Raw genomic sequence first — 239 nt, 5'->3', positions numbered from 1 at the left:
GCTGAAACGGCAGCCTGCGTGAGCAACTCCCCGAAACTGTGGCCCGGCAAACGTTTTACCCTGACCGGTCACCCGTCAGAGACGCTGAACCGCGAATGGCAGGTCACCGGCTCTGTACTGGAAGGAAGGCAGCCACAGGCGCAGCACGGCAGCTCCGGTGAAGGCACCACACTCAGTAACCACCTGGACGTCATCCCGGCTGACCGGACATGGCGTGCCTCCCCGCTGCCCAAACCCGC

At 64.4% G+C, this 239-nt stretch carries 1 pseudogene; it reads left to right on the top strand.

Annotation, left to right across the window (positions count from 1 at the left end):
* Window positions 1-239, top strand: a pseudogene (locus OGX66_RS01385) (type VI secretion system tip protein VgrG); the annotation flags it as partial.

The sequence above is a fragment of the Citrobacter sp. Cf072 genome (assembly GCF_030334485.1).
In the GTDB taxonomy this organism is placed as follows: domain Bacteria; phylum Pseudomonadota; class Gammaproteobacteria; order Enterobacterales; family Enterobacteriaceae; genus Citrobacter; species Citrobacter freundii.
Note: the sequence above shows the minus strand (reverse complement) of the source record. Positions and strands in the feature narration are given on the sequence as shown.